Annotated in this window: 20 protein-coding genes; all 20 read right to left on the reverse strand. The window is 63.6% G+C overall.

What is annotated here, in order from left to right:
- Nucleotides 1-38 precede the first annotated feature (38 nt).
- On the reverse strand, nucleotides 39-1,160 hold the full coding sequence (murG, locus tag HJY11_RS06300; RefSeq protein WP_208075150.1) for an undecaprenyldiphospho-muramoylpentapeptide beta-N-acetylglucosaminyltransferase: 1,122 nt from the start codon (nucleotides 1,158-1,160) through the stop codon (nucleotides 39-41).
- 153 nt (nucleotides 1,161-1,313) lie between these two features.
- Nucleotides 1,314-2,402, reverse strand: a complete 1,089-nt coding sequence (ftsW, locus tag HJY11_RS06305; protein ID WP_208075252.1) for a putative lipid II flippase FtsW — start codon at nucleotides 2,400-2,402, stop codon at nucleotides 1,314-1,316.
- A gap of 147 nt (nucleotides 2,403-2,549) precedes the next feature.
- Nucleotides 2,550-3,560 (reverse strand): phospho-N-acetylmuramoyl-pentapeptide-transferase, encoded by a 1,011-nt coding sequence (gene mraY, locus HJY11_RS06310; RefSeq protein ID WP_208075151.1) that lies wholly within the window; start codon nucleotides 3,558-3,560, stop codon nucleotides 2,550-2,552.
- Between the two features lie 82 nt (nucleotides 3,561-3,642).
- Nucleotides 3,643-5,019: a UDP-N-acetylmuramoyl-tripeptide--D-alanyl-D-alanine ligase gene (locus HJY11_RS06315; protein WP_208075152.1), complete on the reverse strand. Its 1,377-nt coding sequence runs from the start codon at nucleotides 5,017-5,019 to the stop codon at nucleotides 3,643-3,645.
- Complete coding sequence (locus HJY11_RS06320) at nucleotides 5,016-6,461, reverse strand: UDP-N-acetylmuramoyl-L-alanyl-D-glutamate--2,6-diaminopimelate ligase (protein ID WP_208075153.1); 1,446 nt, start codon at nucleotides 6,459-6,461, stop codon at nucleotides 5,016-5,018. Before HJY11_RS06320 ends, HJY11_RS06315 begins: the two co-directional genes overlap by 4 nt.
- 131 nt (nucleotides 6,462-6,592) lie before the next feature.
- Nucleotides 6,593-8,806, reverse strand: a complete 2,214-nt coding sequence (locus tag HJY11_RS06325) for a penicillin-binding transpeptidase domain-containing protein (RefSeq protein WP_208075154.1) — start codon at nucleotides 8,804-8,806, stop codon at nucleotides 6,593-6,595.
- Between the two features lie 76 nt (nucleotides 8,807-8,882).
- Nucleotides 8,883-9,347, reverse strand: coding sequence for a hypothetical protein (locus tag HJY11_RS06330; protein WP_208075155.1), 465 nt, complete (start codon nucleotides 9,345-9,347; stop codon nucleotides 8,883-8,885).
- Nucleotides 9,348-9,354: 7 nt separating this feature from the next.
- The gene (gene rsmH / locus HJY11_RS06335) at nucleotides 9,355-10,317 is read right to left on the reverse strand and encodes a 16S rRNA (cytosine(1402)-N(4))-methyltransferase RsmH (protein ID WP_208075156.1); all 963 of its coding nucleotides are present in this window, start codon (nucleotides 10,315-10,317) and stop codon (nucleotides 9,355-9,357) included.
- A 22-nt stretch (nucleotides 10,318-10,339) separates the two neighbouring features.
- Nucleotides 10,340-10,762 carry a division/cell wall cluster transcriptional repressor MraZ gene (mraZ, locus tag HJY11_RS06340; RefSeq protein WP_208075157.1) on the reverse strand — a complete coding sequence of 141 codons (423 nt, stop codon included), beginning with the start codon at nucleotides 10,760-10,762 and terminating at the stop codon, nucleotides 10,340-10,342.
- 430 nt (nucleotides 10,763-11,192) lie between these two features.
- A complete protein-coding gene (locus HJY11_RS06345) occupies nucleotides 11,193-11,645 on the reverse strand; it encodes an ATPase (protein WP_208075158.1) in 453 nt (150 codons plus the stop codon).
- Nucleotides 11,642-12,133, reverse strand: a complete 492-nt coding sequence (coaD, locus tag HJY11_RS06350) for a pantetheine-phosphate adenylyltransferase (RefSeq protein ID WP_208075159.1) — start codon at nucleotides 12,131-12,133, stop codon at nucleotides 11,642-11,644. Before coaD ends, HJY11_RS06345 begins: the two co-directional genes overlap by 4 nt.
- Nucleotides 12,134-12,676: a 16S rRNA (guanine(966)-N(2))-methyltransferase RsmD gene (rsmD, locus tag HJY11_RS06355; protein ID WP_208075160.1), complete on the reverse strand. Its 543-nt coding sequence runs from the start codon at nucleotides 12,674-12,676 to the stop codon at nucleotides 12,134-12,136.
- 125 nt (nucleotides 12,677-12,801) lie between these two features.
- Nucleotides 12,802-14,622 carry an excinuclease ABC subunit UvrC gene (gene uvrC / locus HJY11_RS06360; RefSeq protein ID WP_208075161.1) on the reverse strand — a complete coding sequence of 607 codons (1,821 nt, stop codon included), beginning with the start codon at nucleotides 14,620-14,622 and terminating at the stop codon, nucleotides 12,802-12,804.
- 84 nt (nucleotides 14,623-14,706) lie between these two features.
- Nucleotides 14,707-14,970: an HPr family phosphocarrier protein gene (locus HJY11_RS06365; protein WP_021661156.1), complete on the reverse strand. Its 264-nt coding sequence runs from the start codon at nucleotides 14,968-14,970 to the stop codon at nucleotides 14,707-14,709.
- Nucleotides 14,971-15,186: 216 nt separating this feature from the next.
- The gene (locus HJY11_RS06370) at nucleotides 15,187-15,903 is read right to left on the reverse strand and encodes a DUF554 domain-containing protein (protein WP_208075162.1); all 717 of its coding nucleotides are present in this window, start codon (nucleotides 15,901-15,903) and stop codon (nucleotides 15,187-15,189) included.
- Nucleotides 15,900-16,658 (reverse strand): tRNA (guanosine(37)-N1)-methyltransferase TrmD, encoded by a 759-nt coding sequence (trmD, locus tag HJY11_RS06375; protein WP_368041548.1) that lies wholly within the window; start codon nucleotides 16,656-16,658, stop codon nucleotides 15,900-15,902. Before trmD ends, HJY11_RS06370 begins: the two co-directional genes overlap by 4 nt.
- Nucleotides 16,655-17,155 (reverse strand): ribosome maturation factor RimM, encoded by a 501-nt coding sequence (rimM, locus tag HJY11_RS06380; RefSeq protein WP_208075163.1) that lies wholly within the window; start codon nucleotides 17,153-17,155, stop codon nucleotides 16,655-16,657. The genes trmD and rimM overlap by 4 nt, the downstream gene beginning before the upstream one ends.
- A gap of 89 nt (nucleotides 17,156-17,244) precedes the next feature.
- Entirely contained in the window at nucleotides 17,245-17,478 is a 234-nt protein-coding gene (locus tag HJY11_RS06385) for a KH domain-containing protein (RefSeq protein WP_208075164.1), read from the reverse strand.
- A gap of 23 nt (nucleotides 17,479-17,501) precedes the next feature.
- On the reverse strand, nucleotides 17,502-17,744 hold the full coding sequence (rpsP, locus tag HJY11_RS06390; RefSeq protein ID WP_185916596.1) for a 30S ribosomal protein S16: 243 nt from the start codon (nucleotides 17,742-17,744) through the stop codon (nucleotides 17,502-17,504).
- Between the two features lie 156 nt (nucleotides 17,745-17,900).
- Complete coding sequence (gene ffh / locus HJY11_RS06395; protein WP_208075165.1) at nucleotides 17,901-19,223, reverse strand: signal recognition particle protein; 1,323 nt, start codon at nucleotides 19,221-19,223, stop codon at nucleotides 17,901-17,903.
- Nucleotides 19,224-19,231: the final 8 nt, after the last annotated feature.

Consider the following 19,231-nt stretch of genomic DNA (forward strand, 5'->3'; position numbering starts at 1 on the left):
CAAAAAGCGGGGCAAAAACGGCGGGTGGTAGAAGGGGGTCAACGGGCCAGCAGTTCCGCCAGCTCCCGGTAGATGCGCTCGTTTGCGTCGACAATGGCCAGCTTGCTGCTGGCTTTGCCCCAGGCCTCGATGGTCTCGGGGTGCTCGATGAGGGAGCGCACCTTTGCGATGAGGGCCGGGCCGGTCAGGTCCTTCTCCTCGATGATGGCGGCGGCTCCCGCCCGCTCCAGCACCTGGGCGTTTTTGAACTGGTGGTTTTCGGCCACGTAGGGGGAGGGGATGAGGATGGCCGCCTTCCCCGCCGCCTCGATCTCCGAAAGGGTGATGGCCCCTGCCCGGGAGATGACAATGTCCGCCGCCGCCAGGCAGCGGTCCATGTCCTCTATGTACTCCCGGCAGTCCAGCCCCGGCCGGGGCAGTTCGACCCCGCCCGCCCGCAGCCGGGCGACAAAGGCGTCCCGCCCATTGCCGCCGTAGGCGTGGATGTGGCAGACGTTCGGGCAGTGCTTCTGGGTGTAGGCCATCAGGTCGGCCACCACCTCGTTGAGGGGGCGGGCTCCCAGACTGCCGCCGAAGGAGAGGATGCAGATCTTCCCCTCCAGCTGGTAGTGGGCCCGGCTCTCCTTTGGCATGGCCAACAACACGCTCTCCCGGATGGGGTTGCCGGTGACCACGCAGTCCCCCTTGGGCTGTAAAAACCGCTGGGCCTCGGGCACCGCCAGCAGGACCTTGTCCACCTCTTTGGCCAACAGCTTGTTGGTGATGCCGGGAAAGGCGTTTTGCTCGTGGATGGCGGTCTTGATCCCCTGTTTGGCCGCCGCCTGCAGGATGGGGCCGGCCACATAGCCGCCGGTGCCCACCACCAAGTCGGGGGCAAAGTCCCGGAGGATTTTTTTGCAGCGCCCCGGCGAGGCCGCCAGGCAGCCCAGGGCCTGCAGGTTGTGGGCGATGTTCCCCGGCGAAAAGGAGCGCCGGAAGCCCAACACCTTCATGGTGTAGAGGGGGTAGCCCTCCCGGCCCACCAGCCGCTCCTCCATTGAGCCCTTGTTGCCCACAAAGGCGATCTCGGCGTCGGGGTGATGCTTTTTGACGGTGTTGGCAATGGCGATGGCCGGGTTGATGTGCCCGGCGGTGCCGCCGCCCGCTAAGAGTATGCGCATACTGTTCTTCCCCACTTTCTGCCGCCCGGACCCGGATGGGGCGGGCGGGGTCTCTGGCGGCCCCCGGCCGGGGGCCTTTGAAAAAGCCAAAGCGCGAAAGGCGCGGGGCGGACCCCGGACAGCGGGACCCGCCGCCCCTTTCGCGGCAAACGGCTATTTTTTCTCGATGTTGGCGTGCCGGGAGACCGAGAGGACGATCCCCATCTCCCCCAACAGCATCAGCAGCGAGGTGCCCCCGTAGCTGAAGAAGGGCAGGGAGATGCCGGTGTTGGGCACGGTGTTGGTGACCACGGCGATGTTCAGCAGCGCCTGCAGCCCCACCTGGAAGGTCAGACCCAGCGCCAGCATGCTGCCGAATTTGTCCTTGGCCTTCATGGCGATGGCAAAGCCCCGCACCACCAGGAGGATGAAGAGGATGATGACGATCAGCCCCCCCACCAGCCCCAGCTCCTCACAGAGGATGGAGAAGATGAAGTCGTTGTGGGGTTCGGGCACGTAGAGGTGCTTCTGGCGGGAGTTGCCCAGCCCCAGCCCAAACACCCCGCCCGAGCCGATGGCCAGCAGGGATTGCACCGTCTGCCAGCCGTCGCCCTGCTTGTCGATAAAGGGGTTTTGCCACATCTCCAGCCGGGGGATGGCGTGCTCCAGCAGCGGGGTGAAGAGGAGGAGGAAGGCCAGGGCGCCAACGATGGCCACCCCGCCCATGACAAACCACTTGGTGCCGGTGCCGCCGACAAACATCATGGTAAAGCCAATGGTGACGATGAGGATGGTGCCCGACAGGTGGGGCTCCAGCACCATCAGCCCGCAGATGACCGCCAGAACCGCCATGAAGGGCAGCACCCCGTAGCGAAAGGTCTGCAGCCGCTTGTAGTTGACGTTGATCAGATGGGCAAAGAGGACGATGACGGCGAACTTGGCCACCTCGGAAGGCTGAAAGGTGGTGAAGCCCAGATTGATCCAGCGGCGGGCGTTGTTGTGGGGTTCCATAAAGAGCACCACGATCAAAAGCGCCACCGAGAGGCCGATGAGGATATAGCTGAACTTCTCGTAGATGTGGTAGTCGATCTTGGAGACGGCCAACATCATGGTGACCCCGCCCACGGCGAAGATGCCCTGGCGGATGATGAAGTGAAAGGAGTTGCCGTAGTTGTAGTAGGCAAAGGCGTAGCTGGCGGAGAAGAGCATCACCAGCCCGAAGACCACCAGCACCAGCACCAGCACCAAAAAGGTGGTGTCCATCTGGCCGGATTTGCGGACGGCCTGGCCGCCGCCCCCCCGCTCCTCGCGAATTTGCTTGCGCAGCTCCCGGTTCCGCTTTTTCACCCGCGATCACCCCATTTCTCACACCGGCGGGCAGGGCCGCCGTTCACACCGTTCGCCTGTTTCTCACATCCCCAACACCCAGAAGACCGCCAGCACGCAGCCGGCCAGGGCCACCAGGGAAAAGACCGTCACGATTTTGACCTCGCTCCAACCGCTCATCTCGAAGTGGTGGTGGATGGGGGCCATCTTGAAGACCCGCTTGTGGGTCAGTTTGTAGCAGCCGATCTGGATGATGTCCGAGAGGGTCTCACAGATGTAGACGATCCCGGTGAAGACCAGCACCACCGGCAGCCCGATGCCAAAGGCCATGGCCACCACGATCCCCCCCAAAAAGAGGGAGCCGGTGTCCCCCATAAAGACCTTGGCGGGGTGGAAGTTGTAGAGCAGGTAGCCGATGCAGCCGCCGGCCACCGCCGCGGCCAGCAGGGTGAACCCGGCGTAGCCCAAAATCCCCGAGAGGACCAAAAAGCCCAGGGCCACCACAAAGGTCACCGATCCCGAGAGGCCGTCGATGCCGTCGGTGAGGTTGACGGCGTTGACCGTGCCCACAATGATGAACAGGGCCACCGGCCAGTAGAGCCAGCCCAGTTCCACCGCGCCGAGGAAGGGGATGCGCAGGGCGGTGGAGCGGCTGCCGGAGAAGTAGAGGGCCATCAAATAGACCGCGCCGATGAGCAGCTGCAGCAGGAACTTCTCCCGCGCCCGCAGGCCCATGTTGCGCTTTTTCACCACCGAGATGTAGTCGTCTAAAAAGCCGACAAACCCAAAGGCCAGGGCCATCAAAATGCCGTAGACCAGCCGGCTCCACTGCTGGGCGCCCACCGTCTGCAGGGCGGTCTTATCCCCCCAAAACAGGGTGCAGGCCCCCAGGGCGGTGGCCACCACAATGCCGATGATGAACATGATCCCCCCCATGGTGGGGGTGCCGCCCTTGTCCTTGTGCCAGGTGGGGCCGATCTCCTTGATGGTCTGGCCGTAGTGCAGCCGCTTTAAAAAGGGGATCAAAAAATACCCGGTGACGGCGGTGATGACAAAGGCGGACACCGCCGCCAATACCACTGGTAATTGACTCATTGCTTCCCTCCCGGCAGCGCCCAGGGCGCCGCCTTCTCCTCTCTTTTTGCCCGTTTTTTCCGGCTTCTATTCCAAAGCGAGGTCACTCCATCGCCCCGTAGACGATCTCCAGCACCTCTTCCAGCTTCATCCCCCGGCTGCCCTTGACCAAAATGCAGTCCCCGGGGGCCAGCCAGCGGCAGAGCGCTTCGGCCAGCTGGTCTTTTTCATCAAAGGAAAAAACTTCCTTGCAGCCGGCCTCCCTCGCCCCTTCGGCGATCAGTCGGGCCTGCTCCCCGTAGCAAAACAGGGCGTCGATCCCCTCGGCCGCTGCGTCCCTGCCCACCTGCCGGTGCATCTGGGCAGAGCGCGCGCCCAGCTCCAGCATGTCGGCCAGGACGGCGGCCTTGCGGGCGCCGCCGAAATTCTGCCCCAGCAGGGCGAGGCTGGCCCGCATCGAGTCGGGGCTGGCGTTGTAGCAGTCCTCAATGACGGTGATGCCCGCCAGCCTTTTCACCCGCTGGCGCATGCCGGCGGTCTGGTAGGCCTGCAACCCCGCCACCGCCGTCGCCCGGTCAAGGCCAAAGGCCTCGGCCGCCCCCAGGGCCAGCAGGGCGTCGTAGACGTTGTGTTTCCCCAGGCAGGGAATGCGCGCGGGGTAGGCCGCTCCATCGGCATAGTGTACCACAAAATGGGTGCAATCGCTGTCGGAAGAGAGGGCGTCGGCCCAGATGTCGGCGTCCCGGTCGCACAGGGAGATGCGGATGATCCGCCGGGCGCCGTCGGCCCGCTCCACGGTGGAGAGCAGGTCGTTGTCCTCGTTGAGGACCAGGGTGCGCACCCCCTGCAGCCCCCGGGTGATGCTCAGCTTCTCGGCGAGGATGTTCTCCCGGGTGCCCAGCTTCTCCAGGTGGGAAACGCCGATGTTGGTGAGCACCGCCACCTCGGGGCGCACCGCCCGGGTCATGGGCTCGATCTCGCCAAAGCCGCTCATCCCCATCTCGATGACCGCCAGCCGGGTGTCGTCCGTCAGCTGAAAGAGGGTGCGGGGCATCCCGATCTCGTTGTTCTGGTTGCCCTCGGTCTTGAGGGTCTTGCCAAAGGGGGAGAGGGCGGCGTAGAGCATCTCCTTGGTGGTGGTCTTGCCCACGCTGCCGGTGACCCCCACGCAGCGCACCTCTGAAAACAGCGAGCGGTAGAGCCCGCCGATCTGGATCATGGCGTCCAGGGTGTTGGGGCAGACCAGGCAGGGCCTGCCCTCCACGGCAAAGGCCGGGTCGGAGAGGACGGCAGCCGCCGCCCCCTTCTCAAAGGCTTGGGCCACAAAGGCGTGGCCGTCAAAGCGCTCCCCCCGGATGGCCACGAAGAGGCTCCCCTCCCCGATGGCGCGGGTGTCGCTGCTGACGCCGGAGACCGTCAGCTCCCCGGTGTAGGACGCGCCGATGGCCTCGGCGATCGCCTGTAAGCGCAGTGGTTTCACGGGCGCTCCCTCCTCTCTTCCAGAGCCCGCTTGACGATCTCGTGCTCGTCGAAGTAGACAGTGCAGGTGTCAATGGCCTGGTAGTTTTCGTGCCCCTTCCCGCAGAGGACCACCACGTCCCCCGGCCCGGCCTCGTCAACGGCCCAGCGGATGGCGTAGTAGCGGTCCACCTCCAGGTGGTAGGGGACGCCCCGGTCCCGCACCCCGGCGACGGTGTCCTCCAAAATCACATAGGGGTCCTCGTCCCGGGGATTGTCCGAGGAGATGACCATCAAGTCGGCAAAGTCGGCCACGGTGTTTGCCATTTTGGGGCGCTTGGTGCGATCGCGCTTGCCCGCGCAGCCGAAGAGGACGATCAGCCGCCGCTTGACAAAGGGCTTGATGGTCTCCAGCAGGTTTTGCAGGGCGTCGGGGGTGTGGGCAAAGTCGCAGATGACGGTGAAATCGCCGCTGTAGAGCACCTCCGCCCGGCCGTAGACCCCCTGGCAGTGGCAGAGGCCCTTGGCCACCACCGCGAGGGGCAGCCCCAGGGAGAGGCAGACCCCGGCCACGCTCAAGACGTTGTAGACTGAAAAGAGGCCGGGCATCTTGATGTCCACCGGGCAGCTCTCCCCCCGGTAGCAGAGGGTGAAGGAGACCCCGTCGGCCCGCTGGCAGATGCCGCTGGCCATCAAATCGGCCTCCCCCTGGGCCGAGCAGGTCAGCACCGGGATGCCGGTCAGCTGGGGGACACGGCGGCCGTAGGGACAGTCGATGTTGGTGACTGCCCGCCGGCACTGGGAGAAGAGCTTTGCCTTGGCCTGAAAGTAGTTTTCCAGGGTACCGTGGTAGTCCAGGTGGTCCTGGGAGAGGTTGGTGAAGGCCCCCACCTGAAAGGTGACCCCGGCCAGCCGGTTTTGGTCCAGCGCCTGGGAGCTGGCCTCCATCACCGCGTACTCGCACCCCGCCCGGCACATATTGGCCAGCAGGCCGTGCAGGTCGTCGGGCTCGGGGGTGGTAAATTTGGCCGGCAGCTTCACCTCGCCGATCTCATTTTGAATGGTGCCGATGAGCCCCACCTTGGCGCCGGTGTACTCCAGCACCTGTTTGATGAGGGTGGTGACGGTGGTCTTGCCGTTGGTGCCGGTGACGGCGATCATCTTGAGCCGGTCGGCGGGAAAACCGTTGAAGGCCGCGCAGAGGGCGCCGTAAGCCGCGCGGGTGTCCTCCACCAGCAGCTGGCAGGGCAGCCCCAAGTCCCGCTGGGCCACCACGCAGACAGCCCCCTTCTCCACCGCCTGGGCGGCAAAGTCGTGGCCGTCGGCACTGCCGCCGACGATGCAGCAAAAGACACTGCCCTCCACCGCCTTGCGGGAGTTGGACACCACCGACGCCACCTGGGCGCCGCCGGCAGCGGCCGGGGCGGGCAGCCCCGCCGCCTGTAAAAGCTCTGCTAAAACCATTGCGCTACTGCCTCCAACCGTTTTGGATTTCCGGGTCCGATCACCTCTCCGCCCTTTGGGGGCGAAAAGCCTCTCTAAAAGTAAACAGTATACTCCATTTTGCCCGCCAATGCAATTTTTGGGGGGATGGGCTAGCCGGCGGTGTCGTCGCTGACGGTCTTATCCCGCAACTCCACCGTGACCACCGTGCCGATGGGCACTTCCTCCCCCTCGGCCACCGACTGGGCCACCGAGACCGAGCCGGTGTTGTCCGAGCCGCCGCCGGAAAACTTGATGTTGATCTTGGCGTTGGTGGCCATCTGGTTGACGGTGGAGGCCGACATCCCCACCAGGTTTGGCACCCGGGTCATGGTCTGTTCGGCGTCCTCCTCGGTGTAGAGGGTGATGGTGGAGCCCGCCGGGATGGCGGTGCCCGCCGCCGGGTACTGCTTGACGACGGTGTCACCGCTGCCGACCTTGTTGTACTTAAAGCCTTTGGCCCGCAGATCGGTCTCGGCCGTCTCCACCGCCTTGTCGGTGACCTTGGGGGCCGACACCATGGCCGCGGCGTCCCCCTCCTCGTACTGGGGGTCAATGCCGATGTAGGGCAGAATGTCCGCCATCAGCTTGCCCACCGACGGCGCCACCAGCGAGGAGCCGTAGATGCTGTAAGAGTGGGCCTCGTCCAGGAACATCAACACCAGGATCTGGGGATCGTCCACCGGGGCAAAGGCCAGGAAGGAGGCCACGTAGGACGACTCCTGCCCGGAACTCAGCTTCTGGGAGGTGCCGGACTTGCCGCCGATGCGAAAGCCCTTGACATAGGCGTTTTTGCCCGAGGCGTTGGGGTCGGCGATGACGTGCTCCATGATCTCGGCGATCTGCTTGGAGGTGGACTCGCTGATGACCTGGCGCACCTCGGTGGGCTCGTAATTTTTCACCACGTTGCCGTCTTTGTCCTGAATCTGCTTGACCACGTGGGGCTGGTAGAGGTGCCCGCCGTTGACCACGGCGCACATGGCGGTGGCCATCTGCAGCGGGGTCACCGAGTTGGTCTGGCCAAAGGAGCTGGAGGCCAGGTCCACGGCGCTGAAGGTCTCGTGGTAGATGCTCTGCGCCTCGCCGGGCAGGTCGATGCCGGTCTTTTCGGTGAAGCCGAAAGCCTTAAAGTAGGTGGCGAACTTCTCCGCCCCCAGCTTTTCGGCGGTCATCATAAAGCCGGGGTTGCAGGAGTTTTTCATGATCTCCATGAAGTTTTGCTGCCCGTGGCCGCCCTTGGCGTAGCTGGCGCACTTGATCATCCGCCCGGCGACCATGTAGTAGCCCGGACAGTAAAAGCTGCTGTCCTGGCTCACCACCCCCTCCTCGAGGGCGGCGGAGGCGGTGATGGGCTTGAAGACCGAGCCGGGCTCGTAGAGGTCGTTGAGGACCTTGTTGCGCCACTGGCGGGAGCGCTCGTTGGCGAGGGCGGTCTTGAGTTCGTCCCCCTCCAAATTGGCCACCCGCTCCTGGGCGGCCGGGTCGTAGAGCTCCATCGGCTCGTTGGGGTCAAAGTCGGGCTTGGTGGACATAGCGAGAATCTCGCCGGTCTTGACGTTCATGACAATGCCGCCGCCCCGCTCGGAGGCATGGTGTTCGTCCACCGCCTCTTGGAGGTATTTCTCCAGATAGTGCTGAATGACCTCGTCGATGGTGAGGACCACCGTGTTGCCCTGCACCGCGTCGTAGATCTTTTCGTACTCAAAATCCATCTCGGTGCCGCGGGCGTTCTTGGCCGAAACCACCCGCCCGGGGGTGCCGGTGAGGTATTTGTCGTAGTAGCTCTCGACCCCGGCCAGGCCCTGGTTGTCGCTGCCGACAAAGCCCAGCACGGTGGAGCAGAAATTGCCGTAGGGGTAGTAGCGCTTGGTGTCCTCGGCGGTGTAGATGGCGCCGATCTTGTTCTCGCTGGCAAATTGGAGCACCTTGTCGACGGTCTCTTTGTCCACCTTTTTCTTGAGGTACTCGCGGAAGTTGCTCTTGTGGCTCTTCTCGAGAATCTCGTCCTTGTCGACCTCCAAAATGGCAGAGAGCCCGGAGGCGATCAGTTCCCTCTGGGCGTCGTCTTCGATGTCGTTGGGGGAGAGGATGACGTTCCACACCGTGTTGGAGGTGGCCAGAACGTTGCCGTTGCGGTCGGTGATGTCGCCCCGGGTGGGGTTGATGACCGTATCGCGCAGCTGCTGTTCACTGGCCAGGTCGCGGTATTCCCTCCCCTTGAAAATCTGTATGTTCACCAGGCTGCCGAACACGGCGCCAAAGCCGATAACCACCACCAAAAAGAGGATGATATAGACCCGCATGTGCATCTTTTTCGTCGGTTTCATAATGCAGCTCTCTGCCCCCTTTGCCAAAAAAAGGGTCAAGATTTTCTCTCAACCCTCTCAACTCATTCCTATTGGATTAAAGGCCCAGGTATTCCTTTATTTTGCTGCCGATGGTCCCCAGAATGCCCTTGGCCGGAGAGTCGTTTTTGGCCACATAGACCTTGTTCTCCTGGTTGAGACTGACGTACTCGACCTGCTGGTTGTCCACCTTGACCAGCCCCAGGGTGTTCTGGGCGTATTCCTCCACGTGGGCGAGGGACATCTTGCTCTCCACCTGCATGTTCAGCCGGGTGGTCTCGCTCTGGGTGCTCTCCAGTTCGGTCTTGGCCGCCCGCAGATCGTCCCCCAGCTCCACCAGCTGTACCCGGGAGTAGAGCATCATCCCCGCGAGGATGACGATCACCGCTGCCAGCAGAATCTTGGCCGCCGGGGTGCTCTTTTTCTGGGGCAGGGGCTTCTCATTTTTGATGACCCGCATCCGGGGCTCCCGGTTTTCAAAGAGCGACAGGTCGTAGGCCTGCGCCTCGCTGGTGTTTCGCATGATCACTTCATCCTCTCTCTGTGGGAATCGGCCCGCCCGCCTCCGGCAGCTTTTCGATGACCCGCAATTTGGCGCTGTGGCTGCGCGGGTTCTCGGCCAGCTCCTCCGGGGTGGCGGTGATGGGTTTCTTGCAAATCAGCCTGCCCCGCGGCTTCTTGCCGCAGACGCAGACGGGAAAGTCGGGCGGGCAGGTACAGCCCACCGTCCAACTGGCAAACTGGCGCTTCACCATCCGGTCCTCCAGGGAGTGGAAGGTGATGACGCAGAAGCGCCCGCCCGGGGCCAGCCGGTCAAAGATGGCCTCCATCCCGGCGGCCAGGCTCTCAAACTCCCCGTTGACCTCGATGCGGATGGCCTGAAAGGTCTGCCGGGCAGGGTTTTTCTCTTTTCGCCGCACCGCGGGTGGAAGGGCCGACTTGACCGCCTCCACCAGCTGGGCGGTGGTTTCGATGGGGTGCTGTTCCCGGAGCCGCTCGATCTTGCGGGCGATCTGCCGGGCGTATTTCTCCTCGCCGTAGGCGAAGAGGATGCGGGTCAGTTCTTCAGTGGAATAGCCGTTGACCACGTCGTAGGCCGAGAGGCCAGACTGGCTCATCCGCATGTCCAGCGGGGCGTCCACCCGGTAGGAAAACCCCCGCTCGGGGGTGTCCAGCTGGTGGGAGGAGACCCCCAGGTCCAGCAGGGCGCCGTCGATGGTCCTGACGCCCAGTTCGTCCAGGGCGGGGGCGGCGTTTTTGAAGTCCTCCTGCACCACCTGGGCGCAGGGGTAGGGGGCCAGCCGCGCGCTGGCGGTCTTGACCGCGTCGGGGTCTTTGTCCAGGGCGATGAGCCGGCCGGTCGTGAGCCGCTTGGCGATCTCCTGCGAGTGGCCGGCCCCGCCGGCCGTGCCGTCCAGATAGATGCCGGCGGGGTTGATGGCCAGGTTTTCCAGGCACTCCCCCAGCAGCACCGGTTTGTGGGAAAATTCCACCGGCTCTCCCCCCCTCCGCGGGCTAGAAGCCCAGCTCGTCCATGATCCCGGCGATGTCGTCCGAGTCGAGTTTGGCGCACTCCTCGTCCCAGCGGGACCTGTCCCAAATCTCGGCGTGGTTGGAGGCGCCGACCACCACCACGTCCTTTTCCAGCCCGGCGTATTCCCGCAGGGCCGCAGGGAGGAGGATTCGCCCCTGCTTGTCCGGTTCGCACTCCACCGCACCCGCAAAGAGGATGCGCTGGAAGGGCCGCGCTTTGGACATGGGCAGGCCCTTGATCTTTTCGGCGAGGAGGTTCCACTCTTCATAGGAATAGGCCGCCAGGCAGGCGTCGCCCAGGCTCTTGGTCACCACAAAGCGCACCCCCAAATCGTCCCGCAGCCGGGCCGGAAAGATCATCCGCCCCTTGGGATCGATGTTGTGGCTGTACTCCCCGATGAGCATCTCCTCACCCCCTTTGTGGTGTTTCGTGCCTTTTTCCACCACTTTTCACCACTTGAACCTATTATAGGGCCCGTCCCCTCAAAAATCAAGGGCCGGGCTCGTTTTTTTGGAATGTTTACATTTCCAATTGTTTCCTGAATTGCTGTTTTTTCAGGCTGTTTTTCACAAAAACAACAGGGTGGTTCTTCTTTTTTATGCGCTCTTTTCCAGTCCTTTCCTCCCTCCTTTTCCGGTGGGGAGAAGTGGGGGGCTGGTTGCCGGGCGGCGCAGCCCCTCCCCCTCTTGGGCGCGGCAAAAAAGTTGAAACCGGCGGGGCGGCCCCTGTGCAGCAACACCAGCCCCCGCCGTCTCGGCAGGCCGCGCAGCCCACAAAAAAACACCGCGGGGAGCCGGTTGGCTCTCCGCGGCGCGAACGCAGACAAAACAGGGGCTATTTCTTTCGGCCCCGCAGCTTGGCGCGGGTCTCCTTGACCTCTTCCATCGAGGCCACCAAAAACTGCTCGGTGCTCTTCATCAGGTTGTCGGCAAACTCGGTGGCGGCCTGCCGCATCTCCCGGGCCTGCATCTGGGCCTGGCTGATGATCTCGGCCGCCTTCTGCTGGGCGGCTTTGGTCAGGTCGTCCTGGTTGACGATGGCGCGGGCCTTGTCCTCGGCCTTTTTGACAATGGAGGCCGCCTCCTTCTTGGCGGTGGTGATGATCTCGGCCCGGTCGTTGACAATGGCCTTGGCCTGGCGCACCTCGGCCGGCAGGTTGAGGCGGATGTCGTCGGTCAACTCCCGCATCTTCTCAATGTCCACCACCCGGCGGCCGCCGGAGAGGGGCAGGGTCCAGGCGTCCTCCAGGGCCTCGTCCAGCAAATCCAAAATCTCGTCGATGTTCATTTTGACACTCCTTTACTCAACCGCTGTTTGATGGGCTCAATGATCGCCTGGGGGACAAAGTCGTCGATGTCGCCGCCAAAGGCCGCGATCTGCTTGACCAGGCTGGAACTGAGGTACATGTACTTGGAATTGGTGTTGAGGAAGATGGTCTCCAGCTGGGGGTTGAGCTTTTTGTTGGCCAGGGCCATCTGAAATTCGTACTCAAAGTCGCTGACGGCCCGCAGGCCGCGAACGGAGGCGGTGGCCCCCACCTGGCGGGCGTAGTTCACCAAAAGTCCCTCGTAGGCGTCCACCTCGACATTCGCCAGATCGCCGGTGACTGCCCGAATCAGCTCCACCCGCTCCGCCACCGAAAAGGCGGTGCGCTTGTCGGGGTTGACCGAGACCAGCACCACCACCCGGTCAAAGAGGCGGGAGGCCCGCAGGATGATGTCCAGATGGCCCTTGGTGATGGGGTCGAAACTGCCGGGGCAGAGGGCGGTGCGCATCTACTCCTCCCCCTTTTGGTAGAGGGAGACGACCGTCTTGCCGTAGCGGTAGCTCTTTTGCCTTTGAAGGAGGCCGTAGCTCTCCTCCAAGGGCAGGTCCCGCTCCCCCTCCACCAGCACTTTGCCGCCGGGGGCCAGCACCGGCGCCAGGGCGGTGAGGATCTCGCCGTACTGGCCGCAGCGGTAGGGGGGATCGACAAAGACAAAGTCAAAGCGCTCCCGGCAGCGGGCCAGGTAGGACAGGGCGTCGGCCTGCAGAACGCGGGCCCGCTCGGCCACCTTGGCGGCCTGGACGTTGCGCTTGATCACCTCCTGGCTGCGGCGGTCCTGGTCGACAAAGACGCAGAGACTGGCCCCCCGGCTGAGGGCCTCGATCCCCAGCTGGCCGGAGCCGGCAAAGAGGTCGAGGGCGGTGCGGCCGGGCAGTTCAAAGTGGATGGCGCTGAACAGCCCCTCCTTCACCCGGTCGGCGGTGGGGCGGACATCCTGCCCAGGGACCGTCTCCAGCTTGACGCCCCGGGCTGTTCCGGTAATGACTCTCATGGCAGATTCCTCGTGCGGGCGGTTCGGGCGCGCCCGGCCGTCCGCTCTCTCCTGTTACTGTTCATATTATCCCGAATGGGAAAGGGGTTGTCAAGTTTTTTCGACAGCCTTTGCAGGGGCTGGCACTACTTCCCATTGAAGTAGTTGTAGACGGCCAGGGCGGCGCTCTTGGGCAGTTTGCCCCGGTCCATCAGCACCTGCACCGGCGCCAGGGAGATCTCCTCCAGCGACTGAAAGGCCCCCAGAAGCTGCTTGGCCCGCTTCTCCCCCACCCCGGGGATGTTGGTCAGTTCCGACTTGAGGGATGAATTCTTGTGCAGCTTGCGCTGGTAGGAGATGGCGTAGCGGTGCACCTCGTCTTGAATGGTGGTGACCAGCTTGAAGGCCGCTTTGAAGGAGGAGAGGGCCACCTCCGAGCCGTCCAGGGCGATGGCCCGGGTGCGGTGCTTCTGGTCCTTGACCATCCCGAACACCGGGATTTGCAGCCCCATCTGGGCCACCAGGGGGCGGATGGCCGAGACGTGCCCCTTGCCGCCGTCGAGGAGGATCAGGTCGGGGGTGGTGGCAAAGCCCTCGTCGGCGTCGCCGTTTTTCAGCCGGGTCAGCCGGCGGGTGAGGGCCTCTTTCATGGAGGAGTAGTCGTCCTGCCCCACCACCGACTGGATCTTAAAGCGCTTGTAGGCACGGCGGTAGGGGCGGCCGTCTTTAAAGACCACCATCCCACACACCTTGTAGCTTTCCCCCAGGTTGGAGATGTCATAACTCTCGATGTAGGCGGGGGGTTCTTCCAGCCCCAGCAGCTTGGCCAGCTCGTCCAGAGCGGCGATCTCCCGCGCCGGGCGGCGGCTGCGGTAGGAGATGCCGGTGACCGCGTTGTCATAGGCCATCTTCACCAGCCGCAGCTTCTCCCCCCGCTGGGGGATCAGCAGTTCGGCCTTGCTCCCCCGCCGCTCGCTCAACAGCTGTTCGATGAGGGGGCGGTCGGGCAGCTCCAGTTCCAGCAGCACCTCTTTGGGCAGGTCGGCGCGGGTGGTGTAGTAGCGGGCCACAAATTCGTTGAGGATGTCGGCGGGGGCGCCGTCGTCCTTTAAGAGGTACTCGTCCTTGTCCGAGAGGCGGCCCTGGCGGAACTTGAGGACCACCACGCAGACCTTCCCCTCCCCCTTGGCCAGGGCGATGGCATCCATGTCCACCTTGCTCTCAAAGACCACCTTCTGCCGCTCACCCAGCCGCTGCAGCGACTGCAGTTGGTCCCGCACGGCGGCGGCCTTCTCAAATTCCAGGTTCTCGCTGTAGCGCTGCATTTCGGACTGCAGGTCCTTGATGATCTTGTCGGCCCCGGTGGTGATGTAGGCGATGGCCCGGTCCACCATCTCCCGGTACTGGGCCTGGCTGATCTTGCCGGTGCAGACCCCGCAGCACTGCTTGATGTGGTAGTTGAGGCAGGGCCGCTCCCGCCCGATGTCCTGGGGGAAGCGCTTTTTGCAGCTGGGAAGCAGAAAGGCCTTTTTGGCCAGCTCCACGCTCTGGGTGACGATGAAGGAGCTGGTGTAGGGGCCGATATAGGTGCTGCCGTCGTCGATTTTCTGCTTGGCGGCCTGGATGTCGGGCCAGTCGCCGGGGGTGATTTTGATGTAGTGGTAGCCCTTGTCGTCCTTTAAGAGGATGTTGTACTTGGGGCTGTACTGCTTGATGAGGCTGCACTCTAGCACCAGGGCCTCGAACTCGCTCTGGGTGACGATGAAGTCAAAGTCGTTGACGTGCAGCACCATCTGATAGACCTTGGGCAGGTGGCTCTCCACCGCCATGAAGTAGCTGGAAACCCGGTTTTTCAGCTTTTTGGCCTTGCCCACGTAGATGACCTGGCCGGTCTTGTCCTTCATGATGTAGACCCCTGGCTCCAGGGGCAGCTGGTGGGATTTCTGCCGCAGCTGTTCCAGTGTCATGGCGCTCCTCCTCCCGCTCTGCAAAGACGCAAAAAAGGCGCAGCCGGAAAGGCCCGGCGGCGCCCGATCGCATATCCCAAATGCCTACTCTTTAAAGCCAGACTCCACCAGGGCCACCAGGGCCTCTACGGCCTGCTGCTCGTCGCTGCCGTCGGCCAGGATGCGGATGGCGGTGTCCCCCACGATCCCCAGGGAGAGGACGCCCAACAGGCTCTTGGCGTTGACCCGGCGCTCGTCTTTCTCGACCCAGATGGAGGACTTGAACTCGTTGGCCTTCTGAATAAAGAAGGTGGCCGGGCGGGCGTGCAGACCGACCTGGTTTTCTACAACAACATCTTTCACAAACATAGCGATAGACTCCTTGTCCGTAAATTCTGCCCCCGATTGTCTTGGGGCGGTGTGGCTGGCTTCCCCCGGCCGCGCGCCGGAGCATTTTGGATACACAGCGATTCTCAAACGACCCCATTATAGCAATCCCCATGGGATTTGTCAGCAGCTAGAGGGGATTTTCTGCTTTTGCGATAATACCGCCACTTTCCCGGCGACGGGCTTTGTACAATATTTCTATATTTTTATAAACATCATCAGCAGGTTGTACAGTGGCGGTACAAAGATGGCGGGCAGCAAATTGGCCGTTTTGATCCGCTCGCCAAAGAGGAAGTTGATGCCGATGACCAGGATGATGGCGTTGCCCACCATGGAGATCTGGTCCATGAGGGCGTCGGTCATCAGGGGGGCCAGGGCCCCGGCCCCCAGGGTCAGCGCCCCCTGGTAGAGGAGGACCGCCAGGGCGGCGAAGCCCACACTGGGCCCCAGGGAGGCGGTGAGGACCGCCGCCGAGACCAGATCGAGGGTGCTCTTGACCAAGAGGATGCTGGAATCGCCGGTGAGCCCCTCTTCCAGCGCCCCGAGGATGGCCATGGCCCCCACGCAGAAGATGACCGCCGCCGGCACAAACCCCTGGGCAAAGCCCTTGATCTTGAGTTTGCGCTCCACAAAGCCGCCAAACCGGCCCAGCCGGTCGTCAATTTTCAGCAGTTCCCCCGCCAGGACCCCCAGCACCAGGCTGACTAGGAGGAGCAGTCCCCCGTCGAAGGAGACCGCGCCCCCCTCCACCCTGCCCATGGCCCCCAGGGCGCCGGTGAGGCCGATGAGGATCACCGCCAGCCCCATGGTCTTCATCACCCCGTCCTCGATGCGCTTGGGAATCCCCTTTTTGCAGAGGAAGCCGACGCCGGTGCCCAACAGCACCGCGCCCACGTTGATCAGGGTGCCGATCATACCGTCTCCTCCCACTCCCCGCCCGGGGCTGCGAGGGTCTCTAAAAAGGCCCGGTCCGCCCCGTCCAGGGGGGCCTTTTGCAGCATGTCGGGGCGCTTTTTCCAGGTGTTGCGCAGGGCCTCTTCCCGCCGGTAGCGCTGGATGTTGGCGTGGTGCCCCGAGAGGAGGACCGGCGGCACCTCCCTGCCCTGCCAGACCGGCGGGCGGGTGTACTGGGGGTACTCCAGCAGGCCGTTCCAGTGGCTCTCCTCGGTGAAGCAGTCCTCGCTGGAGAGAACCCCCGGGCAGAGCCGCACCACCGAGTCCACAAAGGCCATGGCGGCGATCTCCCCCCCGGTGAGGACAAAGTCCCCCAGGGAAATCTCCTCGTCGATGATCTCGTCGAGGACCCGCTGGTCCACCCCCTCGTAGTGCCCGCAGAGGACAAAGAGGGACGCCTCCCCCGCGTACTCCCGGCTCACCTGCTGGGTGAGGACCCGCCCCTGGGGGGACATGTAGACGGCCTTGGGCCGCCCCCCCCGCTGGGCGCAGACCGCCTCAAAACAGCGGAAGATGGGTTCTGGCTGCATCACCATCCCCATCCCCCCGCCGTAGGGGTAGTCGTCCACCCGGCCGTGCTTGTCCAGGGTGTACTCGCGGATGTTGTGGCAGCGAATCTCCACCAGCCCGTCGGCCACGGCCCGGCCGATGATCGACTCCCCCAAAACGGCCATCACCATCTCGGGGAAGATGGTGGCGATGTCGATTTTCATCATTCAAACAGCCCCTCCAGCGGGCGGATGCGCATCTCCCCGGCGGCCAGGTCGATGGCCAGCACCACCTCTTTGATGGCGGGGATCAGGGTGACGCGCCCCTCCTTTTCAATGTGGTAGACGTCGTTGGCCCCGGTCTGGGTCACCTCGCAGAGGGTGCCGTAGCACGCGCCGCTGTCGGCGTCCTTCACCGTCAGGCCCACCAGGTCCTGCACGTAAAAGCTGCCCTCGGGCAGCTGCACGTCGCCCCGGTCCATGTAGAGGACCCGGCCGATGTAGCGGGTGGCCTGCTCCACCGTGTCGATCCCCTCGAACTTGCAGACCACCACGTTTTTGTGCACCCGGCTGCGCTCGATCTTGAGGGTCTCGGCCCGGCCCTCGGTGAAGAGCCGCTCAAAGCCCAGCAGAAAATCCGGCGAATCGCACCAGGGCTGAATGCGCACCTCGCCCCGCACCCCGTGGGTGGTGACGATCTTCCCCACTTCCAAATCCTGTTTCATCTCGTCCTCCCCCGGCCGCGCCAAAGGCGGCCCAATACAAACCGTAGGGAAAGCAAAGTCGCCCTCGCTTTCCCTACGGTGTGAAGCCTCTAGTCGATGTCCACCTGGACCTTTTCGCCGACGCGAACAGCGGCCGCCCGCATCACAGTGCGAATGGCCTTGGCGATCCGCCCCTGTTTGCCGATGACCCGGCCCATGTCGTCGGCCGCCACGTGGATGTGGTAGACGGTGACGCCCTCTTCATTGGGCTCGTCCTTCTGCACCTGGACGGCGGTCTTGTCCTCGACCAGACCGGTCACCAGGGCGATGAGCAGTTCTTCCATGCCACAGACCTCCCCGGGCGCGATTACTCAGCGCCCTGCTGTTTGAGCAGGCTCTTGACGGTGTCGGTGGGCTGGGCGCCGTTGGCGATCCACTTCTGGGCCTTCTCCATGTCGATTTTCACCACTTTGGGGTCTTTGGTCGGGTCGTAGTAGCCCAGCTCCTCGATGAAGCGGCCGCCGCGGGGGTAGCGGGAGTCGGCCACGACGATGCGGTAAAAGGGGGCTTTCTTGGCGCCCATCCGGCGCAGTCTGATTTTCACTGCCATGATACAATTCCTCCAATGATGTTTTCTGTTTATTGCTGTGCAATAAAGGGACTGGCGGCTGCAAGGCCGCGCTCTTTTATAGCACCGGCCGGTCTCCCGGGCCGGAATCTACCGGTAAAACAGGTTACAAAAAGGTTACACAAGGTTACACAGGGGTTACATGAAGGGCATCATCCGCCGCCGCTTGCCGGGGCGGCTGAACTGCTTCATCAGCTTGCTCATGGTCTCGAACTGCTTGAGCAGGCGGTTGACATCCTCCACCCGGGTGCCGCTGCCGGCGGCGATGCGCCGCTTGCGGCCGGGGTTGATGAGCTTGGGCTTGGCCCGCTCCTCCGGGGTCATGGAGCAGATGATGGCCCGCACCTGGTCCATCTGGCGGTCGTCCAGGTCGGCCCCGCTGAGCTTGTTGCCGATCCCCCCGGGGAGCATGCTCACGATCTGCTGCAAGCTGCCCATGTTCCGCATCTGGTCGAGCTGGACGAGCATGTCCTCCAGGTCGAACTTGTTCTTGCGGAACTTCTCCTCCATGGCCTTTTGCTGCTTTTCGTCGAACTGGGTCTGGGCCTTTTCGATGAAGGTGAGCACGTCCCCCATCCCCAGGATGCGGGAGGCCATGCGGTCGGGGTAGAAGGGCTCCAGGTCATCCAGCTTTTCGCCGGTGCCCGAAAACTTGATGGGTTTGCCGGTGACCGCCTTGACCGAGAGGGCCGCGCCCCCCCGGGTGTCGCCGTCGAGCTTGGTGAGCACCACGCCGGTGATCTCCAGCAGCTGGTTGAAGCTCTCGGCCACCGAGACGGCGTCCTGGCCGGTCATGGAGTCGATGACCAGGAGGATCTCGTCGGGCTCGACCGCGGCCTTGATGGCGGCCAACTCGGCCATCAGGGCCTCGTCGATGTGCAGCCGGCCGGCGGTGTCGAGGATGACGATGTCGTTGCCGTGGTCCTTGGCGTGGCCCAGGGCTTTTTTGGCGATCTCCACCGGGTCGCCCTGACCCATCTCAAAGACCGGGACCCCGGCCTGTTCGCCCACCACCTGCAGCTGTTTGATGGCCGCCGGGCGGTAGACGTCGCAGGCCACCAGCAGCGGGCGGTGCCCCTGGCTTTTGAGCAGTTTGCCCAACTTGCCCGAGTGGGTGGTTTTGCCCGCGCCCTGCAGGCCGCACATCATGATGACGCAGGGCGGCTTGGAGGGGATGTGCAGGCGGCTGACCTCCCCCCCCATGAGGGAGATGAGCTCCTCGTGGACGATCTTGATGACCTGCTGGGCGGGGGTCAAACTCTCAAAGACGGCGGCGCCCACCGCCCGCTCGGTCACCGCGTCCACAAACTGCTTGGCGACCTTGTAGTTGACGTCCGCCTCCAGCAGGGCCAGGCGGACCTCCCGCATGGCGGTCTTGACGTCCTTCTCCCCCAGCTTGCCCTTCTGCTTTAACTTTTTAAAGGCGGCAGACAGCTTTTCAGACAATCCTTCAAAGGCCACGGTATTCC

The sequence above is a fragment of the Bittarella massiliensis (ex Durand et al. 2017) genome, assembly GCF_017566145.1.
Lineage (GTDB): Bacteria > Bacillota > Clostridia > Oscillospirales > Ruminococcaceae > Bittarella > Bittarella massiliensis_A.

Excerpts from the sequence above, each read along its gene's own strand:
- murG (WP_208075150.1), bottom strand. The coding sequence starts at position 1,160 with ATGCGCATACTCTTAGCGGGCGGCGGCACCGCCGGGCACATCAACCCG.
- ftsW (WP_208075252.1), bottom strand. The coding sequence starts at position 2,402 with ATGGACACCACCTTTTTGGTGCTGGTGCTGGTGCTGGTGGTCTTCGGG.
- mraY (WP_208075151.1), bottom strand. The coding sequence starts at position 3,560 with ATGAGTCAATTACCAGTGGTATTGGCGGCGGTGTCCGCCTTTGTCATC.
- HJY11_RS06320 (WP_208075153.1), bottom strand. The coding sequence starts at position 6,461 with ATGGTTTTAGCAGAGCTTTTACAGGCGGCGGGGCTGCCCGCCCCGGCC.
- HJY11_RS06325 (WP_208075154.1), bottom strand. The coding sequence starts at position 8,806 with ATGAAACCGACGAAAAAGATGCACATGCGGGTCTATATCATCCTCTTT.
- HJY11_RS06330 (WP_208075155.1), bottom strand. The coding sequence starts at position 9,347 with ATGCGAAACACCAGCGAGGCGCAGGCCTACGACCTGTCGCTCTTTGAA.
- mraZ (WP_208075157.1), bottom strand. The coding sequence starts at position 10,762 with ATGCTCATCGGGGAGTACAGCCACAACATCGATCCCAAGGGGCGGATG.
- HJY11_RS06345 (WP_208075158.1), bottom strand. The coding sequence starts at position 11,645 with ATGAACATCGACGAGATTTTGGATTTGCTGGACGAGGCCCTGGAGGAC.
- coaD (WP_208075159.1), bottom strand. The coding sequence starts at position 12,133 with ATGCGCACCGCCCTCTGCCCCGGCAGTTTCGACCCCATCACCAAGGGC.
- rsmD (WP_208075160.1), bottom strand. The coding sequence starts at position 12,676 with ATGAGAGTCATTACCGGAACAGCCCGGGGCGTCAAGCTGGAGACGGTC.
- uvrC (WP_208075161.1), bottom strand. The coding sequence starts at position 14,622 with ATGACACTGGAACAGCTGCGGCAGAAATCCCACCAGCTGCCCCTGGAG.
- HJY11_RS06365 (WP_021661156.1), bottom strand. The coding sequence starts at position 14,970 with ATGTTTGTGAAAGATGTTGTTGTAGAAAACCAGGTCGGTCTGCACGCC.
- HJY11_RS06370 (WP_208075162.1), bottom strand. The coding sequence starts at position 15,903 with ATGATCGGCACCCTGATCAACGTGGGCGCGGTGCTGTTGGGCACCGGC.
- trmD (WP_368041548.1), bottom strand. The coding sequence starts at position 16,658 with ATGATGAAAATCGACATCGCCACCATCTTCCCCGAGATGGTGATGGCC.
- rimM (WP_208075163.1), bottom strand. The coding sequence starts at position 17,155 with ATGAAACAGGATTTGGAAGTGGGGAAGATCGTCACCACCCACGGGGTG.
- HJY11_RS06385 (WP_208075164.1), bottom strand. The coding sequence starts at position 17,478 with ATGGAAGAACTGCTCATCGCCCTGGTGACCGGTCTGGTCGAGGACAAG.
- rpsP (WP_185916596.1), bottom strand. The coding sequence starts at position 17,744 with ATGGCAGTGAAAATCAGACTGCGCCGGATGGGCGCCAAGAAAGCCCCC.